17 protein-coding genes are annotated in these 17,276 nt (G+C 73.7%); 6 read left to right on the top strand and 11 right to left on the bottom strand.

Annotated elements, in window-relative coordinates:
* Positions 1–4: 4 nt before the first annotated feature.
* Entirely contained in the window at positions 5–493 is a 489-nt protein-coding gene (locus HD595_RS26890) for a MarR family winged helix-turn-helix transcriptional regulator (RefSeq protein WP_253773668.1), read from the top strand.
* A gap of 12 nt (positions 494–505) precedes the next feature.
* Here HD595_RS26890 and HD595_RS26885 read toward each other — a convergent pair whose 3' ends face one another.
* The 8 genes from HD595_RS26885 to HD595_RS26850 all read right to left on the bottom strand — a co-directional run bounded on the left by HD595_RS26885 (position 506) and on the right by HD595_RS26850 (position 8,778).
* The gene (locus HD595_RS26885) at positions 506–1,390 is read right to left on the bottom strand and encodes an ABC transporter ATP-binding protein (protein ID WP_253773667.1); all 885 of its coding nucleotides are present in this window, start codon (positions 1,388–1,390) and stop codon (positions 506–508) included.
* Positions 1,387–2,124 carry an ATP-binding cassette domain-containing protein gene (locus HD595_RS26880; RefSeq protein ID WP_253773665.1) on the bottom strand — a complete coding sequence of 246 codons (738 nt, stop codon included), beginning with the start codon at positions 2,122–2,124 and terminating at the stop codon, positions 1,387–1,389. Before HD595_RS26880 ends, HD595_RS26885 begins: the two co-directional genes overlap by 4 nt.
* Positions 2,121–2,972 (bottom strand): ABC transporter permease, encoded by an 852-nt coding sequence (locus HD595_RS26875; RefSeq protein WP_253773663.1) that lies wholly within the window; start codon positions 2,970–2,972, stop codon positions 2,121–2,123. Before HD595_RS26875 ends, HD595_RS26880 begins: the two co-directional genes overlap by 4 nt.
* A complete protein-coding gene (locus tag HD595_RS26870; protein WP_253773661.1) occupies positions 2,969–3,985 on the bottom strand; it encodes an ABC transporter permease in 1,017 nt (338 codons plus the stop codon). Before HD595_RS26870 ends, HD595_RS26875 begins: the two co-directional genes overlap by 4 nt.
* A 3-nt stretch (positions 3,986–3,988) precedes the next feature.
* Positions 3,989–5,626: an ABC transporter substrate-binding protein gene (locus HD595_RS26865; RefSeq protein WP_253773659.1), complete on the bottom strand. Its 1,638-nt coding sequence runs from the start codon at positions 5,624–5,626 to the stop codon at positions 3,989–3,991.
* Between the two features lie 25 nt (positions 5,627–5,651).
* Positions 5,652–7,211, bottom strand: a complete 1,560-nt coding sequence (locus HD595_RS26860) for a hydantoinase/oxoprolinase family protein (protein WP_253773657.1) — start codon at positions 7,209–7,211, stop codon at positions 5,652–5,654.
* A complete protein-coding gene (locus HD595_RS26855; RefSeq protein ID WP_253773655.1) occupies positions 7,204–8,274 on the bottom strand; it encodes a DUF917 domain-containing protein in 1,071 nt (356 codons plus the stop codon). Before HD595_RS26855 ends, HD595_RS26860 begins: the two co-directional genes overlap by 8 nt.
* Positions 8,275–8,343: 69 nt before the next feature.
* Positions 8,344–8,778: an RpiB/LacA/LacB family sugar-phosphate isomerase gene (locus HD595_RS26850; RefSeq protein WP_253773653.1), complete on the bottom strand. Its 435-nt coding sequence runs from the start codon at positions 8,776–8,778 to the stop codon at positions 8,344–8,346.
* 179 nt (positions 8,779–8,957) lie between these two features.
* Here HD595_RS26850 and HD595_RS26845 point away from each other — a divergent pair, with 179 nt between their 5' ends.
* Positions 8,958–11,519 (top strand): Tex family protein, encoded by a 2,562-nt coding sequence (locus HD595_RS26845; RefSeq protein WP_253773652.1) that lies wholly within the window; start codon positions 8,958–8,960, stop codon positions 11,517–11,519.
* A 130-nt stretch (positions 11,520–11,649) separates the two neighbouring features.
* Here HD595_RS26845 and HD595_RS26840 read toward each other — a convergent pair whose 3' ends face one another.
* Entirely contained in the window at positions 11,650–12,663 is a 1,014-nt protein-coding gene (locus HD595_RS26840; RefSeq protein ID WP_253773650.1) for a GntR family transcriptional regulator, read from the bottom strand.
* Between the two features lie 129 nt (positions 12,664–12,792).
* Here HD595_RS26840 and HD595_RS26835 point away from each other — a divergent pair, with 129 nt between their 5' ends.
* Positions 12,793–13,374, top strand: a complete 582-nt coding sequence (locus tag HD595_RS26835) for a GNAT family N-acetyltransferase (protein WP_253773648.1) — start codon at positions 12,793–12,795, stop codon at positions 13,372–13,374.
* Between the two features lie 50 nt (positions 13,375–13,424).
* A complete protein-coding gene (locus HD595_RS26830; protein WP_253773646.1) occupies positions 13,425–14,321 on the top strand; it encodes an alpha/beta hydrolase in 897 nt (298 codons plus the stop codon).
* On the opposite strand, the gene HD595_RS26825 is transcribed toward HD595_RS26830, so the two are convergent.
* Together HD595_RS26825 and HD595_RS26820 are read right to left on the bottom strand one after the other, a co-directional pair.
* Entirely contained in the window at positions 14,311–15,096 is a 786-nt protein-coding gene (locus tag HD595_RS26825; RefSeq protein WP_253773644.1) for a MerR family transcriptional regulator, read from the bottom strand. The two genes, HD595_RS26830 and HD595_RS26825, sit on opposite strands and share 11 nt — an antisense overlap.
* A 23-nt stretch (positions 15,097–15,119) precedes the next feature.
* Positions 15,120–15,965, bottom strand: coding sequence for an alpha/beta fold hydrolase (locus HD595_RS26820; protein WP_253773642.1), 846 nt, complete (start codon positions 15,963–15,965; stop codon positions 15,120–15,122).
* 98 nt (positions 15,966–16,063) lie between these two features.
* Between HD595_RS26820 and HD595_RS26815 the strand changes: the two genes are divergently transcribed.
* Positions 16,064–17,077 carry a hypothetical protein gene (locus HD595_RS26815; RefSeq protein ID WP_253781476.1) on the top strand — a complete coding sequence of 338 codons (1,014 nt, stop codon included), beginning with the start codon at positions 16,064–16,066 and terminating at the stop codon, positions 17,075–17,077.
* Between the two features lie 52 nt (positions 17,078–17,129).
* Positions 17,130–17,273 carry a hypothetical protein gene (locus tag HD595_RS26810; RefSeq protein WP_217708112.1) on the top strand — a complete coding sequence of 48 codons (144 nt, stop codon included), beginning with the start codon at positions 17,130–17,132 and terminating at the stop codon, positions 17,271–17,273.
* Positions 17,274–17,276: the final 3 nt, after the last annotated feature.

Raw genomic sequence — 17,276 nt, 5'->3', positions numbered from 1 at the left:
TAAAATGTCGAAGGACACAGACCTGCAGACGACCGTGGCGTCGTTCCGGCGGCTGGTGACCTCGCTCAACCGCGCCAAGACGCACGAGCGGCTGACCGCGGCCGCCGGCGTGCGTCTGGACCGGCCGGACGTGCAGGTCATCGCCTACCTGCTGGACGCGGGCGAGCCGCGCCGCATCGGCGCGATCGCCGAGGGGCTCCAGGTGGAGAGCCCACACGTGACGCGGCACGTGTCCGCGCTGGAGAAGCGCGGGCTGCTGGAGCGGGTGCGCGACCCCGACGACGGCCGGGCCTGGCGGATCGCGCTCACGCCCGCCGGGGTCAAGGCCGCAGAGAGCTGCCGCCAGGTCACCCTCGACTGGTTCACCGACGCGCTCGCCGACTGGCCGGAGGCCGACCGCGCCGAGCTGGCGCGGCTGATCTCGCGGCTCTCGGAGGACGTGTACGTACGGCTGCGGGAGGAGGAGCCCACCGCGCCCGCGGCCCGGCGGTGACGGGCAGGCGGGTCAGGCCGGCAGCTCCTCGGCGCGGTGACAGGCCGCCCGCCGCCCCTCCCCCACCTCCCGCGGCTCGGGCGCCCGCTCGCAGGCGGCCACGGCCATGGGGCAGCGCAGCCGGAACGGGCACCCGGTCGCGGCCGGTCGCGCCTCGGTGCGCCCCCGCGCGGGGGGCGGCTCGCCGCCGAGCCTCGGCACGGCGTCGCGCAGGGCCAGCGTGTACGGATGGGCGGGCCGGGCCAGCAGCTCGGCCGTGGGCCCCGACTCGACGACCCGGCCGGCGAACAGCACGTGCGCGGTGCGGCAGAGCCGGGCCACCACGGCGAGGTTGTGGGTGATGAGCAGCCGCTCGGTGCCGAGCCCGGCCAGCAGGTCGAGGATGCGCGCCTGCACGGTCACGTCGAGGGCGCTGGTCGGCTCGTCGAGGATGAGCAGGCGGGGCGAGACGGCCAGGGCGCGGGCGATCACCACGCGCTGGCGCTGGCCGCCGGAGAGCTGGTGCGGCCTGCGGCCGGCCACCTCGGCGGGCAGGCCGACCTTCTCCAGCAGGGCGGGCACGCGGTCGCGCTCCCGGCGGGGCAGCGCCTCGGCGACCGAGGCGCCGGCGGTCATGCGGGGGTCGAGGGCCTCGGCCTGGAACACCGGCTGGACGTCCCGCCTGAAGCGCCTCATATCCGCTTTTTTCAGGTTTTGGTCGCCGTACCAGATCGCTCCCGACATCGGGGCGAGCAGGCCCAGGAACGCGCGCGCCAGCGTCGTCTTGCCCGACCCGCTCTCCCCGATCAGCCCCACCCCGCCCTCGGTGACGTCCAGGCTGACGTCGTGGACGACGGCCGTGCGGCCGTACCCGAGCGTGACCCGCTCGGCTCGCAGCACCGGCGCCTGAACGGTCATGGCAGTGCCTCCAGCAGCTCGCGCGTGTACGGATGCGAGGGCTCGGCCAGCACCCGGGCCGCCGGGCCGCTCTCCACCACCTCGCCGTCCTTCATGACCAGCACCCGGTCGGCGATCGTGGAGACCAGCGCCAGGTCGTGCGAGACCAGCAGCAGCGCCAGCCCACGCTCCGCGCGCAGCCGCCGCAGCACGCCGACCACCTCGGCCTGCACGGTCACGTCCAGCGCGCTGGTCGGCTCGTCGGCCAGCACCACCTCGGCCCCCAGCGCCAGCGCCAGCGCGATCGCGAACCGCTGCGCCTGCCCGCCCGACACCTCGTGCGGGTAGCGGCGCAGGATCGCCGGGTCCAGCAGCACGGCCTCGACGGCCTCGGCCATGGCCCGCTCGCCCGCGTCCACGCCGTGCAGGACGAGCGCGCGCCGCATGAGGACGCCCAGGCGCGTGGTGGGGCTGAGCGCGGCCTCCGGCGACTGCATGACGAGCGCCACCCGGGCGCCCCGGATCTCCCGCAGCCGGCGCGCCGGGGCGGTGAGCACGTCCACCCCGCAGACCCGGACGTACCCGGACACCTCGGCGCCCTCGGTCAGCCCGAGCAGCGCCATCAGCGTCGTGGACTTCCCCGACCCGCTCTCCCCCACCACGGCCACGCACTCCCCCGCCCCGACGTCCAGCTCCGGCACGTGGGCGACGGTGCGCGTGCCGTACCTGACCCGCAGGTCCCGCACCTCGATCACTTGATCACCCTTCGCGGATCCAGGGCCGCGCGCAGCCCCTCACCCAGCAGGTTGAAGGCGAACGCCGTCACGAGGATCGCCAGCCCCGGGAACGTGACGACCCACCAGTTGGTGGTGAAGTACGTCTGGCCCTGCTGCACCATCAGCCCCCACTCGGCCACCGGCTCCCGCGCCCCGAGCCCCAGGTAGGACAGGGCGGCGGCGGTGAGGATGACGCCGCCCGCGTCCAGCGAGACCTGGACCAGGACGGGGGTGAGGGAGTTCGGCAGCACGTGCCGCAGCACGACGAGCGGCGCCGGCACGCCCAGGCAGCGGGCGGCGTCCACGTACGGGCGGGTGGCGACCGAGGCGGCGACGGAGGCGGCCAGCCGCGCGTACCAGGGCCACCAGGTGGCGGCGATGGCCACGATCGCCGTGGTGACGCTCGGCCCGAGCACGACCGCGAGGGCCAGCGACAGCAGCAGCGCCGGGAAGGCGAGGAACACGTCCGTGATCCGCATGATCACGTCGCGGACCGGGCCGCCCGCGTACCCGGCCACGACGCCCAGCGTCACCCCGATCACCGACGAGACGGTCAGCACGGCGACGACGATGGTCAGCGAGGTCCGCCCGCCGTAGAGGATCTGGGTGAGCACGTCCCGGCCGGCGAGGTCGGTGCCGAACCAGTGCGCGCCGCTCGGCGGGTCGAGGCTGTGGAGGGGGTCCGGCGTGTTCTCCTCGTACGGGGCCAGCCACGGCGCGAGCACGGCCGACAGCGCCACGAGCACGATGAGCGCGCCGCCGAGCATCGCCAGCCGGTCCACCCGCCCCGGCCGCCGCACGGGCCTGCTGAGGGGAAGGACGGTCACCGCTGTCTCGCCCTCGGGTCCACCACGCCCTGGAGCAGGTCCACGACGAGGTTGGCCAGCACGTACACCAGCGCGACGAGCAGCGCGACCCCGGCGATGGCCGGGACGTCGGAGTAGCTGATGGCGTCCACGGCGTAGCGGCCGAGCCCGGGCCAGTTGAACACCGCCTCGACGAGGAACCCGTTGACGATCGCGTACGCGAAGACCAGCGCGATCAGCGACAGCAGCGGGTTGAGCGCCGGCCGCAGCGCGAACCTGACCAGGATGGACGTCTCGCCGAAGCCCAGCGCCCGCTCCAGCCGGATGTGGTCCTGGCCGGCCTCCTCGATCAGCGCGGCCCGCGTCATCTGGGCGATCACGCCCGTCGGGTACGCGGCCACGACGATCGCCGGCAGCACCAGGTGCCGCAGGGTGCTGGTGAGGATGGGCCAGTTGCCGGTGATGAGCGCGTCCACGAGCGTGATGTTCGTCCAGAGGGTGAGCGGGCTGGTGGTGTCCAGCGCCGTGTCGTACTCGCCCGCGACCGGGAACCAGTCGAGGTTGCCGGCGAAGACCGTCTGCAGCGCCAGCGCGAGCCAGAACACCGGCACCGAGACCGCCAGCATGCCGCCCACCCGCACCCCGAAGTCGGGCAGCCGGGTCCGGTGGCGGGCGGCGAGCACCCCCGCCGGGATCCCGGCGAGCACGGCGAGCAGCAGCGCCGACCCGACCAGCTCCAGCGAGGCCGGGAAGGCCAGGTACAGGTCGGACAGCACCGGCCGGCGCGTCCGCAGGCTGGTGCCCCAGTCGCCCGTCAGGAGGTCCCTGACGTAGTTCCAGAGCTGGACCGGCAGCGGGTCGTCGAGGCCGAAGCGCGCCCGCGCCTCGGCGAGCTGCTGCGGCGTCGCCTTCGGCCCGGCGAACGCCACCGCCGGGTCGCCCGGCAGCAGCCGCGTCACGACGAAGGTGAGCACGACCACGCCGGCCACGACCAGGAACGCCTGGCCGAGCCGGCGGGCCACGTAGCGCGGCACGGGTCAGCCGGCGGGCTTGAGGTCGTAGAAGAAGACCACGTTCGGGTAGGCCGGGTTGTCCGTGTAGCCCTGCACGGTGGCCGACAGCGCGCGCTGGTAGGTCTGCACGTACGGGGCCGCCACCGCGGCCTGCTCCTGGATGATCTTCTTCTGCAGGTCGGCGTACGCCTGGTCGGCGGCGAGCGCGTCGGTGGCCGAGAGCTGCGGCAGCGCGTCGATGGCCTTGTCGATCTCCGCGTTCTTCAGGTACGACAGGTTGAACTGCGGCTTGTCGGCGCTCTTGAACACGTTGAGGAACCACGAGTAGGCGTCGGGGTAGTCCGGGTACCAGTACATGACGAAGATGTCCTGGCCCTTCTTCTTGCCGAGGTCCCACTGGGCGTTCCAGGCCATCGGCTTGGCCTGGAGGGTGACGTTGAGCTTCTTGAGCGTGGAGCTGAGCAGCGTGACCAGCAGCTTCTGGTCCTCGTCGCCCTGCGCGTACGTCATCGTGAGCTTGAGCTCCTCCAGGTCCTGGCCGTAGCCCGCGGCGTTGAGCAGCTCCGCCGCCCGGGCCAGGTCCTGCTTGGGCTCCATGCCCTGGACGTGGCCGAGCAGGCCCTCGGGCACCAGGCCCGACGCCTTCGTGCCGGCGCCCTTGAGCGCGGCCACCAGGCCGTCGTAGTCGATCGCGAGCTGGAGCGCCTGCCGGACCTTGACGTCCTTGGTGGGGCCGGTCGCGGTGTTGAAGAGCACGAGCAGGTTCTGGAACGACGGCTTCTGCGAGGTCTGCACGCCCTCGGTCGTGCCGGCCTGCGCGAAGAGCTGCGGGTTGAGCCGCGGGACGAAGTTGACCTCGCCCTTCTGCAGGAGCTGCCACGCCGTGGTGATCTCCGGGGTGACGCGGAAGGCGACCTTCCGGTACTGCTCGGGCTTCCAGCCGCCCCAGTAGCCGTCGAACGCCTTGAGCGTGAGCTCGGTCTCCTTGCCCTTCTGCCAGGTGTCGATCGTGTACGGGCCGGTCCCGGCGTCGCTCTCGCCGTCCTTGAGCTTGTCGGCGGCGGCCGTGTCGTAGATGTAGGCGGCGTAGCCGGAGGAGGCGACGAGGTCGAGCGGGGCGGCGTACTTGAGCGTGAACTTCAGCGTCGAGGCGTCCACCGCCTCGATCGTCTTGACCGCGCCCCAGATGTAGGCGGCACCGGCGTTGAGCTTCATGGTGCGCTCGATGGCCTTCTTGGCCGCCTCGGCGTCGAGGGGCGCGCCGGTGTGGAACTTCACGCCCTGCCGCAGCTTGAACGTCCACTCCTTGCCGCCGGCCGCCGAGGACCACTCCGTGGCCAGGCGCGGCATCGGCTTGCGCGCCCCGGCGTCGTAGCGGGTCAGGCCCTCGTAGATGTTGGACATGGCGATGATCTCGTTGGAGTACGAGCTCGCCGGGTCCCAGTCGGTGACCACGTCCAGGTTGGGGGCGTAGACGAAGGTGGCGTCGTTCGCCTTGGCGGCCGGCGCCTCGGCGGCGCCGGTGCTGGTGCCGGTACTGGTATCGGTGCTCGGCTGCGGGGTCCGGCCGGCGCCGCGCACCTGGCCGCCCGCGCACGCGGACGCTGTCATGGCGACGACGCCGGCGACTCCGGCGACGAGCAGACGCTTGTGCCAGCGCATGGTGGGGGGATTCCTTTCGGTTACGTCACCGGGCGAGAGGTCCGGCGGCTTTGACGTGTACCCGCACGGCGGGTTCGGAGAGGTAGCTCAGGGGCACCTCCAGCAGGTCCACGATCTCGACCTGTGCGGAGTCCGCGCCCGCGGCCACGGCTCGCGCGGCAGCCTCCTCCTTGACCCTTTCGATCGCCTTCGACCGGCTTTCGCCCGCAGGCAAGATCGTATCCACTCTGCCGCTCGCCAGCGCGATCGCGGCCCCGACGGCGTTGGCCACCTCGGCGTGGCGGGGCCGTACCACGCCGCTCACGCCCGGGACGCGCGGCGGCAGCAGGAAGGCGCCGCCCCCCACCGCCACCAGCGGCCGGTCGGCGCGGCCCAGCGCCATGCGGTCCACGGCGTCGGCGAGCATCGCGTCGGCCGCCGCCACGGCCCTTTCCAAGGTGTCGCGAAAACCTTCCGACCTGTCGCCCAGCCTGTCGCGCCAGTCCTCGCCCCCCGGCGGCACGCGCCCGGCGGCCACCGCGGCGTCGGTCATCGTCACCGTGGACCCGCCGAAGACCAGCGCCTCCTCGGTGATGCGGTATCCCACGGAGTCGGGACCGACCGCGTGCTCCCTGACCACCGTGCCGCCGCCCAGGGCGATGGCCAGGATGTCGGGCATGCGGAAGTTGGTGAGCACGCCGCCGATCTCCACGGCCGCCGCCGACTCCCTCGGGAACCCGCCGGTCAGCACGCCGAGGTCCGTGGACGTGCCGCCGACGTCGGCCACGACCGCGTCGGGCACGCCCGACAGGAACGCGGCGCCGCGCAGCGAGTTGGCCGGGCCGGAGCCGATGGTCGACACCGGCAGGCGCGCCGCGTGCTCCGTCGTCATGAGCGTGCCGTCGTTCTGCGCGAGGTACGGCGTCGCGGTCAGCCCGTGCTCGGCCAGTGCCCCGGCCAGGGCCCCGGTGACGCTGCCGGCCACGCCGTACAGGGCGGCGTTGAGCACGGTCGCGTTCTCGCGCTCCAGCAGGCCGAGCGAGCCGATCTCGTGGCTGACCGACACCGGCAGCCCGTACTCGCCCGCCACCAGCTCGGCGACCGCCCGCTCGTGCTCGGCGGTGGCCGGGCTGAACACGCCGGTCACCGCCACCGCGTCCGCCTCCACCCCGTCGAGGAACCGGCGGACCGCGTCGCGGTCGAGCGGGCCGATCTCCCGGCCGTCCACGTAGTGACCGCCGGGCAGCACGGCCTCGCCGGCGGAGACGGCGGCGCGCAGGCTCGCCGGCCAGTCGGACAGCGGCGGCACGGACGTCGTGGCCGGCGCGCCGAGCCGCAGCACGGCCACCCGGCCGAGGCCGCGGCGTTCCAGGACGGCGTTCGTGGCGTGCGTGGTGCCCAGCATGACGCGGGACACGTTCCGGGGCGTGCCGGAACGGTCCAGCTCGGCCAGGACCGCGCCGAGCGCCGCCAGCAGGCCGCCGGTCACGTCGGGCGTGGTGGGCCGCTTGGCCTTGGCGACGACCCGGTCGGCGGCGTCGAGCACCACCGCGTCGGTGTTCGTCCCGCCCACGTCGATCCCGATCCTCAGGGCGTTGTCACTCATGCGCGGCCAACTCCTCCACCGGGACGTAGTCGAGGTCGTAGCCGAAGGCCCGCGGCCCCGCCGTCTCCAGGCCCTTCGGCGTGCGCCAGAGCGGGTCGCACGGCCAGGCCAGCGCCGTGACGCGCTGGCCGTACCGCAGGCTCTCGGTCTGGATGGCGGCGGCCGTCTCGGTGTCGACCACCGTGATGAGGTCGGGCACCATGGCCAGGATCCGGCCGCCGGCCATGGCGACGAGGTTCTCGTTCTGCAGCTCCAAGGTCAAGACCCTGCCTTTGTCGGCCCCGGTGCCCTCGACCGTCGCCGTGCCCCGCACGAACCCGCCCGTGGTGCGCCGCTCCACGTCCGCCAGCTTGCCGGTGATCAGCTCGTACGCGCCGAGCTCGGTCCTGAGCGCTGTGAGAGGGTCGGCCGCGCCCTCCGTGGCCCGGCCGACGGCGAGGGCGCGCGTGACCGTGCCCTCGATGACCGCGCCCCGCGCCCCGGCGGCGGTGAGCACGTAGTCGGCCATGAGCGCGTGCGACCCGGCCGCGACGCACACCGCCCGGGCGAGCCGCTCCGACCACAGGCCGTCCACTGGCCGGATCGTGACCACGTTGCCCGCGACGTCCGACATGATCACGAGGTCGGCCGGCAGCCCGGCCACGTACATCGAGACCATCTGCACCTCGGGGAACGCCCGGCCCATGCCGTCGGCGTCGAGCAGCGGCAGCCCGAGCTGCGCGGCCCAGGCGACGGGCGCGACGCCGTTCGCCCCGCCGATCTCCGACGACATGACCGCCGAGGGCGGCCGGCCGAAGATCCGCTCGATCTCCTCGGCGATCCGCCTGGGCTCGTCCTCGCCGTGGATCATCTCGTGGCTGACCGTGGGCGCGCCGATGCCGGACAGCGGGACCACCAGCGCGTCCCCGGGTAAGTCCGCCAGCCGGACCAGCGGCACCTCGCCGTACTCCTGGATGGCCCGCCGCGCCGCCAGCGCCCCGGTGCGCACGTCGCCCCCGCCACCGGTGCCCAGCACGGCGCAACCCCGGGCGAGGGCGGCGACATCGCTTGCTTGAATCTTCATATGGCGTCACAACCAAGCACATGCCGCCACGCCGACGCCAGTCCGAATCGCCCTGTCCGTGAGGATTGTTCAGATCGCGTCGAGGTGGGCGACGTTCGCGCGGTCGGCGTCGTCCGTGCTCGGCTCGCCCGCGAACCACGCCTCCAGGATCTCGCCGAGCACCACCTCGGAGGTCAGGCGCAGGCTGAGGGCCAGCACGTTCGCGTCGTTCCAGCGGCGCGCCCCGTCGGCGGTGTACGCGTCGGCGCACAGCGCCGCCCGCACGCCCGGCACCTTGTTGGCCGCGATGGACGCGCCCGTGCCGGTCCAGCAGCACACCACGGCCTGGTCGGCCCGCCCCTCGCCGACGTCGCGGGCCGCCGCCTCCGACGCCCACGCCCAGTCGTCGCGCGCCGTGGGGTCGAGCGCCCCGTGGAGGATCACCTCGTGCCCGCGCCCGCGCAGCTCCTCCACCACCCGCTCCGCCACGCCGTCCAGGCTGTCCGCCGCCACCGCGATCCGCATCCCCCAGGTCTACCACCACGGGCGCCTTCGATTCGGCTCACCGCCGATCCGCGCGAAATCGTCGGTGCCTGCCTCTAGGGTGCTGGACGACGACCGGCGTGTCCCCAGTGCCCCGCGCGGTCTCGCGGGACGGCCCGTTCCTGCACAATTGACCGGCGGGACCATCGAAAGGCAGGCAAGTGCTCTCTATTCACCAGCGGATCGCGGCTGAGCTCGGCGTGCGCGACGGGCAGGTGCTCGCGGCCGTCGAGCTGCTCGACGGCGGCGCCACGGTGCCGTTCATCGCCCGATACCGCAAGGAGGTCACCGGCGCCCTCGACGACGCGCAGCTGCGCACGCTGGAGGAGCGGCTGCGCTACCTCCGCGAGCTGGAGGAGCGGCGGGCGGCCATCCTGGAGTCCGTCGAGTCGCAGGGCAAGCTCGACGACGAGCTGCGCGCCCAGATCATGGCGGCCGAGACCAAGGCCCGCCTCGAGGACATCTATCTGCCCTACAAGCCCAAGCGGCGCACCAAGGCGCAGATCGCCCGCGAGCTGGGCCTGGAGCCGCTGGCCGACCGGCTGCTCGGCGACCCGTCGCTCGACCCGGCGGCCGAGGCCGAGGCGTTCGTCACCGAGGGCGTCGCCGACGCCGGGGCGGCGCTGGAGGGCGCGCGGGCGATCCTGATCGAGCGCTTCGCCGAGGACGCCGACCTGATCGGCACCCTGCGCGAGCAGCTCTGGAACGGTGGCCGGCTGGTGTCCAAGGTCCGCGAGGGCAAGGAGGAGGCGGGGGCGAAGTTCTCCGACTACTTCGAGTTCGGCGAGCCGTTCACCAAGCTGCCCTCCCACCGGATCCTCGCGATGTTCCGGGGCGAGAAGGAGGAGGTGCTCAGCGTCACGCTGGAGCCCGACGACGGCCCCTACGAGGAGCGCATCGCCGCCCGCTTCGGCGTCTCCGACCAGGGCCGGCCGGCCGACCGCTGGCTGGCCGAGACCGTGCGCTGGGCGTGGCGCACCCGCATCCTCGTCCACCTGGGCCTCGACCTGCGGATGCGGCTGTGGCAGGCGGCCGAGGACGAGGCGGTGCGGGTGTTCGCCGCCAACCTGCGCGACCTGCTGCTCGCCGCCCCCGCCGGCACGCGCGCCACGATGGGCCTCGACCCGGGGCTGCGCACCGGCGTCAAGGTCGCCGTCGTCGACGCCACCGGCAAGGTCGTCGAGACCACCACCGTCTACCCGCACGAGCCCAAGCGGCAGTGGGACCAGTCGCTCGCGGTGCTCGGCGCGCTGGTGCAGCGCCACGGCGTCGAGCTCATCGCCATCGGCAACGGCACGGCCTCCCGCGAGACCGACAAGCTGGCCGGCGAGCTGGTCAAGCACATGCCGTCGGTGACCAAGGTCGTGGTCTCCGAGGCGGGCGCGTCGGTCTACTCGGCCTCCGCGTACGCCTCGCAGGAGCTGCCCGACCTCGACGTCTCGCTGCGCGGCGCCGTCTCGATCGCCCGCCGCCTGCAGGACCCGCTGGCCGAGCTGGTCAAGATCGACCCGAAGTCGATCGGCGTCGGCCAGTACCAGCACGACCTGGCCGAGTCCAAGCTGTCGCGCTCGCTCGACGCGGTCGTCGAGGACTGCGTCAACGCCGTGGGCGTCGACGTCAACACCGCCTCGGCGCCGCTGCTGACCCGCGTGTCCGGCATCGGCTCCACGCTGGCCGAGAGCATCGTGCGCCACCGCGACGCCAACGGCCCCTTCCGCAGCCGCACGGCCCTGAAGGACGTCGCCCGCCTCGGGCCCAAGGCGTTCGAGCAGTGCGCCGGCTTCCTGCGCATCCCCGGGGGCGACGACCCGCTCGACGCCTCCAGCGTCCACCCCGAGGCCTACCCCGTGGTGCGGCGCATCCTCGGGTCGGTCCAGGCCGACCTCCCGTCGCTGATCGGCAACACGGCGGTGCTGCGCTCGATCAAGCCGCAGGAGTTCACCGACGACACCTTCGGCCTGCCGACCGTCACCGACATCCTGCGCGAGCTGGAGAAGCCCGGCCGCGACCCGCGACCGGCCTTCCGCACGGCCACCTTCAAGGAGGGCGTCGAGAAGATCTCCGACCTCCAGGCGGGCATGATCCTGGAGGGCGTGGTCACCAACGTGGCGGCGTTCGGCGCGTTCGTCGACGTCGGCGTGCACCAGGACGGCCTGGTCCACGTCTCGGCCATGTCGCGCACGTTCGTCAAGGACCCGCGCGACGTGGTCAAGCCGGGCGACATCGTGCGGGTCAAGGTGCTCGACGTGGACATCCCGCGCAAGCGCATCTCGCTGACGCTGCGGCTGGAGGACGAGACGACCGCCTCCGGCTCCGGCTCGGGCTCCGGTGACGCGCGGGGCTCCCGCCAGGGCGGCGAGCGGGGCGGCCGGGGCCGCGCCGAGGGCGCCCGCGACGGCGGCGGCGCGCGGGGCGAGCGGGGCCGGGGTGACGGCGGGCGCGGCTCCCGTGGCGACGGCGCGCGTGGTTCCCGTGGCGACGGCGCGCGTGGTTCCCGTGGCGACGGGTCGCGTGGTGACGGCTCTCGTGGTGACGGCTCTCGTGGTGACGGCGGGCGTGGCGCGGGTGGTCGTGACGCTCGTGACGCTCGTGACGGCGGCGGGAGGGGTCGCGACGGCGCCGGTCAGCGCGGCCGCGGCGGCCAGCGCCAGGACCGCCCCGCCCCGTCGGGCGCCATGGCCGAGGCCCTGCGCAAGGCGGGCCTCACGGGCGACTCCCGCTGAGGTCGCGCTGGGGCTCCGCTCCGAGGTGGCGTCGGCGGTAGACCTCCGGCGAGGTCCTGCCGGACAGGGGTCCGGGTCGGGCTCGGGTACGCTCCGAGCCCGCGCCGGGCCCCTTCTCGGAGGGCGGCCCTCATGAGGGCGTCCGGGTGTGCGCCTCCACCAGGGCGGCGAAGCCGTCGAGGTGGCGCGCGAGGCTGTACTCGAACAGCCCGTCCAGGTCCGACACCGCCTCCTCCGGAATCGCGGCCAGCAGCGGGAACCGTCCGCTGTCGAGGAGCCCGCCGGCCCGCTCGCGCTGCGCCAGCCACCACCGGTCGAGCGTCACCCCGGTCTCCTGCTCCGCCTCGATCTCGTCCGCCATGGACAGCGCGGCGTTGACGACGAGCGCGTGCAGCGTGAGCGCCTCGCGGATCCGGATCTCCATGGACAGCCCCAGCCCGTCGAGCGCGCGCAGGGTCCATTCGGTGTGCGCCATCATGTTCGGCACCAGCAGCGGGCGGGTGAACGAGACAGCCCTGGGCATCCAGAGGTGTTGACGGCCGAGCCGCCATTGCCGGCGGGCGATCAGTTCGAGCTTGGGCCGCCACCCCTCCGGCCCCGGGACAGGGAGCTCCAAACGGCCGAACACCTCGTCGACCATCCGGGTCACCAGTTCGTCCTTGTTCTCCACGTGCCGGTAGAGGGACATCGGACCCACGCCCAGCTCGGCCGCCAGCCGCCGCATGGACACGGCGTCGAGCCCTTCGACGTCGGCGATCGCGATGGCGGTGCGGAGCACCTGCCCGCGGTTCAACGCCTGCCGGACGGGGGCCGGCGCCTGCCTGGTGGGGATCGGCGCCTGCCGGGCGTTGAACGACGGCCGGTCGACCCCGGGGGACGCGGCCGGGCCGACCGGGTGCCGCTCCGCACTCGCGTGGGCGCCGACCACCGCGCCCGAGCCGACCTTCGTCTCGACCAGCCCCTCGTCGCGCAGCGCCGCCATCACCTTGGTCGCGGTGGCGACCGCCACGCCCCAGCGTTGGGCGATCTGCCGGACGGACGGCATCCGCTCGCCGGGGCGCAGCTCGCCGGTCAGGATCCGGGCGCGGATCTCCGCGACGATCCGCTGGTACGGCGGATCCGGCCGCTGTGTCCCCGACGCCATGAGAGCCCCCGATGCACTGGATGAGATCGTTTCCCGCCGGCCAAGTGTACTAGTTCACTTCTCTCGGAACCAGTACACTTCTTCCTCCTGAAAGCGCTGCTGGATCGGGGATCTCAATACTCTGTACGCATGACAGTTGATACGCCGTACGCATCCGTACGGCAGGCGGACGGCGCAGACCGGAACGCGGTGCTGGACATCCTCACCGAGGCGTTCATGACCGACCCCCTCGTCTGCTGGCTCTACCCCGGCCCGGGCGAGCGCGGTCTGCGGCAGAGGCACTTCTACCGCTCCCTGCTCGACCACCCCGCCGCCGAGGCGTACCTGATCGGCGATCGCGAGGGCGCGGCGGTGTGGCTGACCCTGGCCGCCGCCCCGGGTCAGCCACATGAGCAGGCCCCCGGTCAGGGCGGCGCGCGGTTGCGGGCTCTCGGTGAGGCGCTGGCCCGGCGGCACCCCGACGGCGAACCGCACCTCTACCTGCCGTGCATGGGCGTGGTCGGCGGGCGGCAGGGCGCCGGGCTCGGCTCGGCGATGATGCGCCACGGTCTGGAGCGGGCGGACTCCGGCGGGCTCCCCGCCTACCTGGAGGCGAGTTCGCCCCGGAGCCGCGCCCTCTACCTGCGGCACGGATTCGAGGATCTCGGCGAGCCGGTCCGCGTGGCCGGCGGCCCGCCCCTGTGGCCGATGTGGCGCCGCCCACGCGGCTGACCCCGGCCGACCCACCCCACCAGCGAGACACCGACAGGAAGACCACGACGATGACCACGACCCACGAACCCGCTCCCACAGCAGCCGACCGCGACCGGCGAGCGCCGACCCTGGTGTTCGTCCACGGCACCAACTCCTCGGCAGCCTGGGGCTCCGGGCTGATGACCGAGCTCACCCTGCGCGGCCACCGATGCGTGGCCGTCGACCTGCCCGGACACGGCCGGGAGGCGTTCTACCCCCGGTCGTACCAGAACCCGCAGGACCTCCAGGCGCTGGCGACCGAGCCGTCGCCGCTCGCCGGCATCACCATCGACGACTACGTCGAACGCGTGGTGGACGTGGTGCGGCGCGCCCGCCGCCACGGGCCGGTGATCCTGGCCGGCGCCAGCCAGGGCGGCGTCACCGTGAGCAGGGTCGGCAACGCCGTCCCGGACCTGCTCGACCGGGTCGTCTACGTCGCGGCGTACTGCTGCGTGGACCTGCCGAGCCTGGCCGCCTATCTCGCCACGCCGGAGAACGGCGACAGCCTGCTCCCGCTGATCCAGGCGGCGCTGGTCGCCGACCCGGCGGCCCTGGGCGTGACCCGGGTCAACTGGCGCTCGGCCGACCCGGCGGTGTTCCACGCGGTCAAGGAGTGCCTGGCCGCCGACTTCACCGACGAGGGGGTGCGCCGGCTGCTCACCATGCTCGAACCGGACGAGAGCGCCGGCATCCCGCTGGCCGACGGCCGGGGCGAGGCGCGCACCTGGGGCCGCGTTCCCCGGACCTATGTCCGTTTCACCCTCGACCGGCTGATCCCCCTGGCGTTGCAGGACCGGTTCATCGCCGAGGCCGACCGCCTGACGCCGGACAACCCGACCGACGTGCGCAGCGTCGCGGCGCCCCACGTCGGTCCCTTCGACCGGCCCGAGGTGGTGGACATTTTCGCCGAGCTGCTCAGCCGCTGACCCGGCCCCGGCCGACGCGTTCGAGCCTGGTCCAGCCGGTCCAGCCGCGCTCCTCCAGCAGCTCGATCAGCCGGCGGGCCGGGGGCGCGGTGTCGAACGCGAGGGCGTCCATCAGCTCGGCGAAGCGCGGCTCGACGCCGGTGTCTCCCATGGAGTCCTCGCCCTGCTCGTCGGCCATGCGCGTGAGGTAGGCGGCCAGCTCGTCGGCCAGCCCGGCCAGGCGCGGGTCGTCGACGGTCCAGTCGAGGGCCTGGCCGAGGGTGAGGTAGAAGCCGGCGAACCGGGGGTCGGCGAGCTGCTCCCGCTTGCGCGCCGTCCACTCCGGCACCCGTTCGGGTGAGCGCGCGGCGAGCGGGATCCAGCCGTCGCGTTCGACCCGGATGATCCGTTCGTCGACCCCGAGCTCCCGCAGCCGGTGCAGGAGCTCGACCACCTCGGGCGGCAGCGCGAGGTCGTCCCCGGCGGCGAGCCGGGCGATCCGTTCCCGGTTCCGCTCGCGTTCCCGGATCTCGGCCCGCAGCCGCCGGTCGATGTCCGCGACGGCGGCGGCGAACTCCGCCTCGCCGGCCCGCAGCAGCTCCCGGACCCGCGCCAGCGGGACCCCGGCGTCGGCGAGGGTCCGGATCCTGATCAGCTCGATCACGGCGTCGCCGCCGTACCGGCGGTAGCCGAGGGGGTCGCGCTCCGGCTCCGGCAGCAGTCCCTTGGCGTGGTAGTGGCGCACCGCGCGCACCGTCACTCCGGCGTACGACGCCAGCTCGCCGATGGTCAGCATCGGACCAGTCTCCCAAGGGCCGTTCAGGAGGCCGGCTGACGGGCCGGGTCCCGCGGACGCCGGATGATCTCGGCGATCTGTGCGGCGTGGGTGAAGACCAGCCCATGGTCGGCGTCGAGCCAGGACGTGGAGACGCGCGGCCGCTCGCGGACGAGCCGCTCGACGCCCGCACGCCAGTTGCGGTTGAACCGCGCCGCCGGCCCCTCGCCGTCGCGGCCGGCCATCGCGGTCGACATGATCATGCGGATCGGGCAGTCGATCGTCCGGTACCGGTCGAGGATCGCGGAGCGGGCCTGGTCGATCTCGACGTTCAGGTCGAGGATGTCCCGGGCGGTGAGCGACACCTGGCGCGCGGTGCCGCGCAGGGCCTCCTGCGAGGCGGCCAGGTCCTCCCACATCGCGCGGAACATCGCCAGGTCGGCCTCCGTGACGAACGGTTCGGGCACCGGGTTCGCCCCGTCGACGAGCACGAGCTCGGCGACGGTCCCCGGGTGCTCCGAGGCGTGGTGCAGGGCCAGGTCCGCGCCCAGCGAGTAGCCCACGAGCACGGGAGGCGCGGGCGGGCCGAGGCGCCGCACCTCCGCCAGCACGGCGGCCAGATCGCCGAGGAACGCCTCGAAGGAGTACCGGTCGGCGGCCGAGGTGAGGCCGTGGCCCCTGAGGTCGAAGGTCACCACGTCGTGGTCGCGCCGCAGCAGCTCGATCAGCTCGCGCAGATCGGCCTGCGTGGAGCTCAGCCCCGGGCAGAGGACGAGCGGTCGTCCCCGGCCGCCCCGGGACACCGGGATCGTGACGCCGTCGTGGTGGACCGTGAAGTGCCGCAACGTGCTGTCGCGCCGTTCGCCGTCGTCGTGCGTGTTCGTGGTCATGCGGTCCATGCTGGGAGGTTGACCCTGCGTCAGTGCCAACCCCCGCGGGGGCGGGTCACCGGCGCGCCCCGCCGGTCCTCGTGGACTACGGTCGGAGGGTGAGCACTCCAGCGTTGACGACGGCGATCACCCAGGCCCGCGACCTGCTGAGGTGGCGTTCACCTCTGCGCACCGAGCTGTGGGCGTCACGGCTCATGGCGGGGCTGGAACCCGCGGAGGCGCGCGGGTTCGTCCAGGAGCTGGTGGCGGCCGGCAGGCCCGAGACCCGGCTCACGCTGGCCGCCCTGTCCGCCCTGGCCGTCACCACGGCCGCGGGCACGGAGCCTGACGCCGACGTCCCCTCGGACCTCTACACGGCTCACGGCGCGGAGGCGCGGGACGCGTTGCCCGTATGGGTGCGGCGGATGGGGCAGGTGGACTGCGACGGAGCCTGGTACGGCAAGGCCGACCGCCACGGGCAGCAGGCGCTCGCCGCCCTGTCGTTCCGCTATCGCGACGGCAAGGAGCCGCATGTCCTGATCGTCGCCGTCGACCAGGTCAACGGCGGCCTGGCGGTGGACGCGCTGGTGGAGGAGCCCAAGTTCCTCGACGACCTGAGCCTGGAGGCGGCCGAGCCCCGGGTGGTGGCGGGGCGGATCCTGGACGCCCTGGAGCTCACCGACCGCGTCATGGGGGCGGCGGTCGCCGACACGTACCCGGCCGTGCGGCCGTTCGCGCTGGCGCGCGCCCTGACCGTTCCCGATCCCGTACGGCCGGCCCCCGACGACACGCTGTCCCGCTTCCACGACCTGCCGGCCACGGAGGGGGCGGAGGAGGCGTTCGCGAAGCTGGCGGAGTTCATCGGGGATCGTCCTCTGTGGTGGAGCCCGGCGAGGGTGTCCCAGTTCCTCACGTCGTGGCTGCCCCGCGAGGCGGTCCTGTCGCCGGAGGCGATCTCCGCCATGCCGGACGTGGTGCGCGCGTGGAGCCGCTTCGCCGGCGCCGACCCGGACGTGCTGCGCCAGGTGGACGCCGACGCCCCTCGCCTGCCGGAGCTGATGGCCGACGAGTCGCTGGCCGGGTTCGGCAAGCGCCTGGCCCTGAGCCGCCTCCACTCCCCGGACGAGGACTGAGCCGCTCCCCACGGGAGGCCGGGGCTGGACGGAGTGCCGGGCGCGGGCGGCTATGCTGCGCAGTGACGTGTACGCCGCCCTCCGGGGCGTGACGAGGGAGATCCGCGAGATGTACAAGGAGTTCGCTGCCGAGGCCGTGGTCTGGGTGGTACCGATCGTGGTGCTGATCGGCCTGGCCCTTCTCGTCACTTCCTGACGC

The sequence above is a fragment of the Nonomuraea roseoviolacea subsp. carminata genome (assembly GCF_024172185.1).
In the GTDB taxonomy this organism is placed as follows: domain Bacteria; phylum Actinomycetota; class Actinomycetes; order Streptosporangiales; family Streptosporangiaceae; genus Nonomuraea; species Nonomuraea roseoviolacea.
The sequence above is the reverse complement of the archived record's forward strand: the minus strand, read 5'-3'. Positions and strand labels throughout refer to the sequence as shown.

What these genes read in the sequence shown, in the direction of transcription:
- HD595_RS26820 (WP_253773642.1), bottom strand. Translation starts at nt 15,965, where the DNA reads ATGACCACGAACACGCACGACGACGGCGAACGGCGCGACAGCACGTTG.
- HD595_RS26810 (WP_217708112.1), top strand. Translation starts at nt 17,130, where the DNA reads ATGCTGCGCAGTGACGTGTACGCCGCCCTCCGGGGCGTGACGAGGGAG.
- HD595_RS26885 (WP_253773667.1), bottom strand. Translation starts at nt 1,390, where the DNA reads ATGACCGTTCAGGCGCCGGTGCTGCGAGCCGAGCGGGTCACGCTCGGG.
- HD595_RS26890 (WP_253773668.1), top strand. Translation starts at nt 5, where the DNA reads ATGTCGAAGGACACAGACCTGCAGACGACCGTGGCGTCGTTCCGGCGG.
- HD595_RS26825 (WP_253773644.1), bottom strand. Translation starts at nt 15,096, where the DNA reads ATGCTGACCATCGGCGAGCTGGCGTCGTACGCCGGAGTGACGGTGCGC.
- HD595_RS26850 (WP_253773653.1), bottom strand. Translation starts at nt 8,778, where the DNA reads ATGCGGATCGCGGTGGCGGCGGACAGCCTGGACGGCGTGGCGGAGCGG.
- HD595_RS26855 (WP_253773655.1), bottom strand. Translation starts at nt 8,274, where the DNA reads ATGAAGATTCAAGCAAGCGATGTCGCCGCCCTCGCCCGGGGTTGCGCC.
- HD595_RS26835 (WP_253773648.1), top strand. Translation starts at nt 12,793, where the DNA reads ATGACAGTTGATACGCCGTACGCATCCGTACGGCAGGCGGACGGCGCA.
- HD595_RS26860 (WP_253773657.1), bottom strand. Translation starts at nt 7,211, where the DNA reads ATGAGTGACAACGCCCTGAGGATCGGGATCGACGTGGGCGGGACGAAC.
- HD595_RS26830 (WP_253773646.1), top strand. Translation starts at nt 13,425, where the DNA reads ATGACCACGACCCACGAACCCGCTCCCACAGCAGCCGACCGCGACCGG.
- HD595_RS26840 (WP_253773650.1), bottom strand. Translation starts at nt 12,663, where the DNA reads ATGGCGTCGGGGACACAGCGGCCGGATCCGCCGTACCAGCGGATCGTC.
- HD595_RS26865 (WP_253773659.1), bottom strand. Translation starts at nt 5,626, where the DNA reads ATGCGCTGGCACAAGCGTCTGCTCGTCGCCGGAGTCGCCGGCGTCGTC.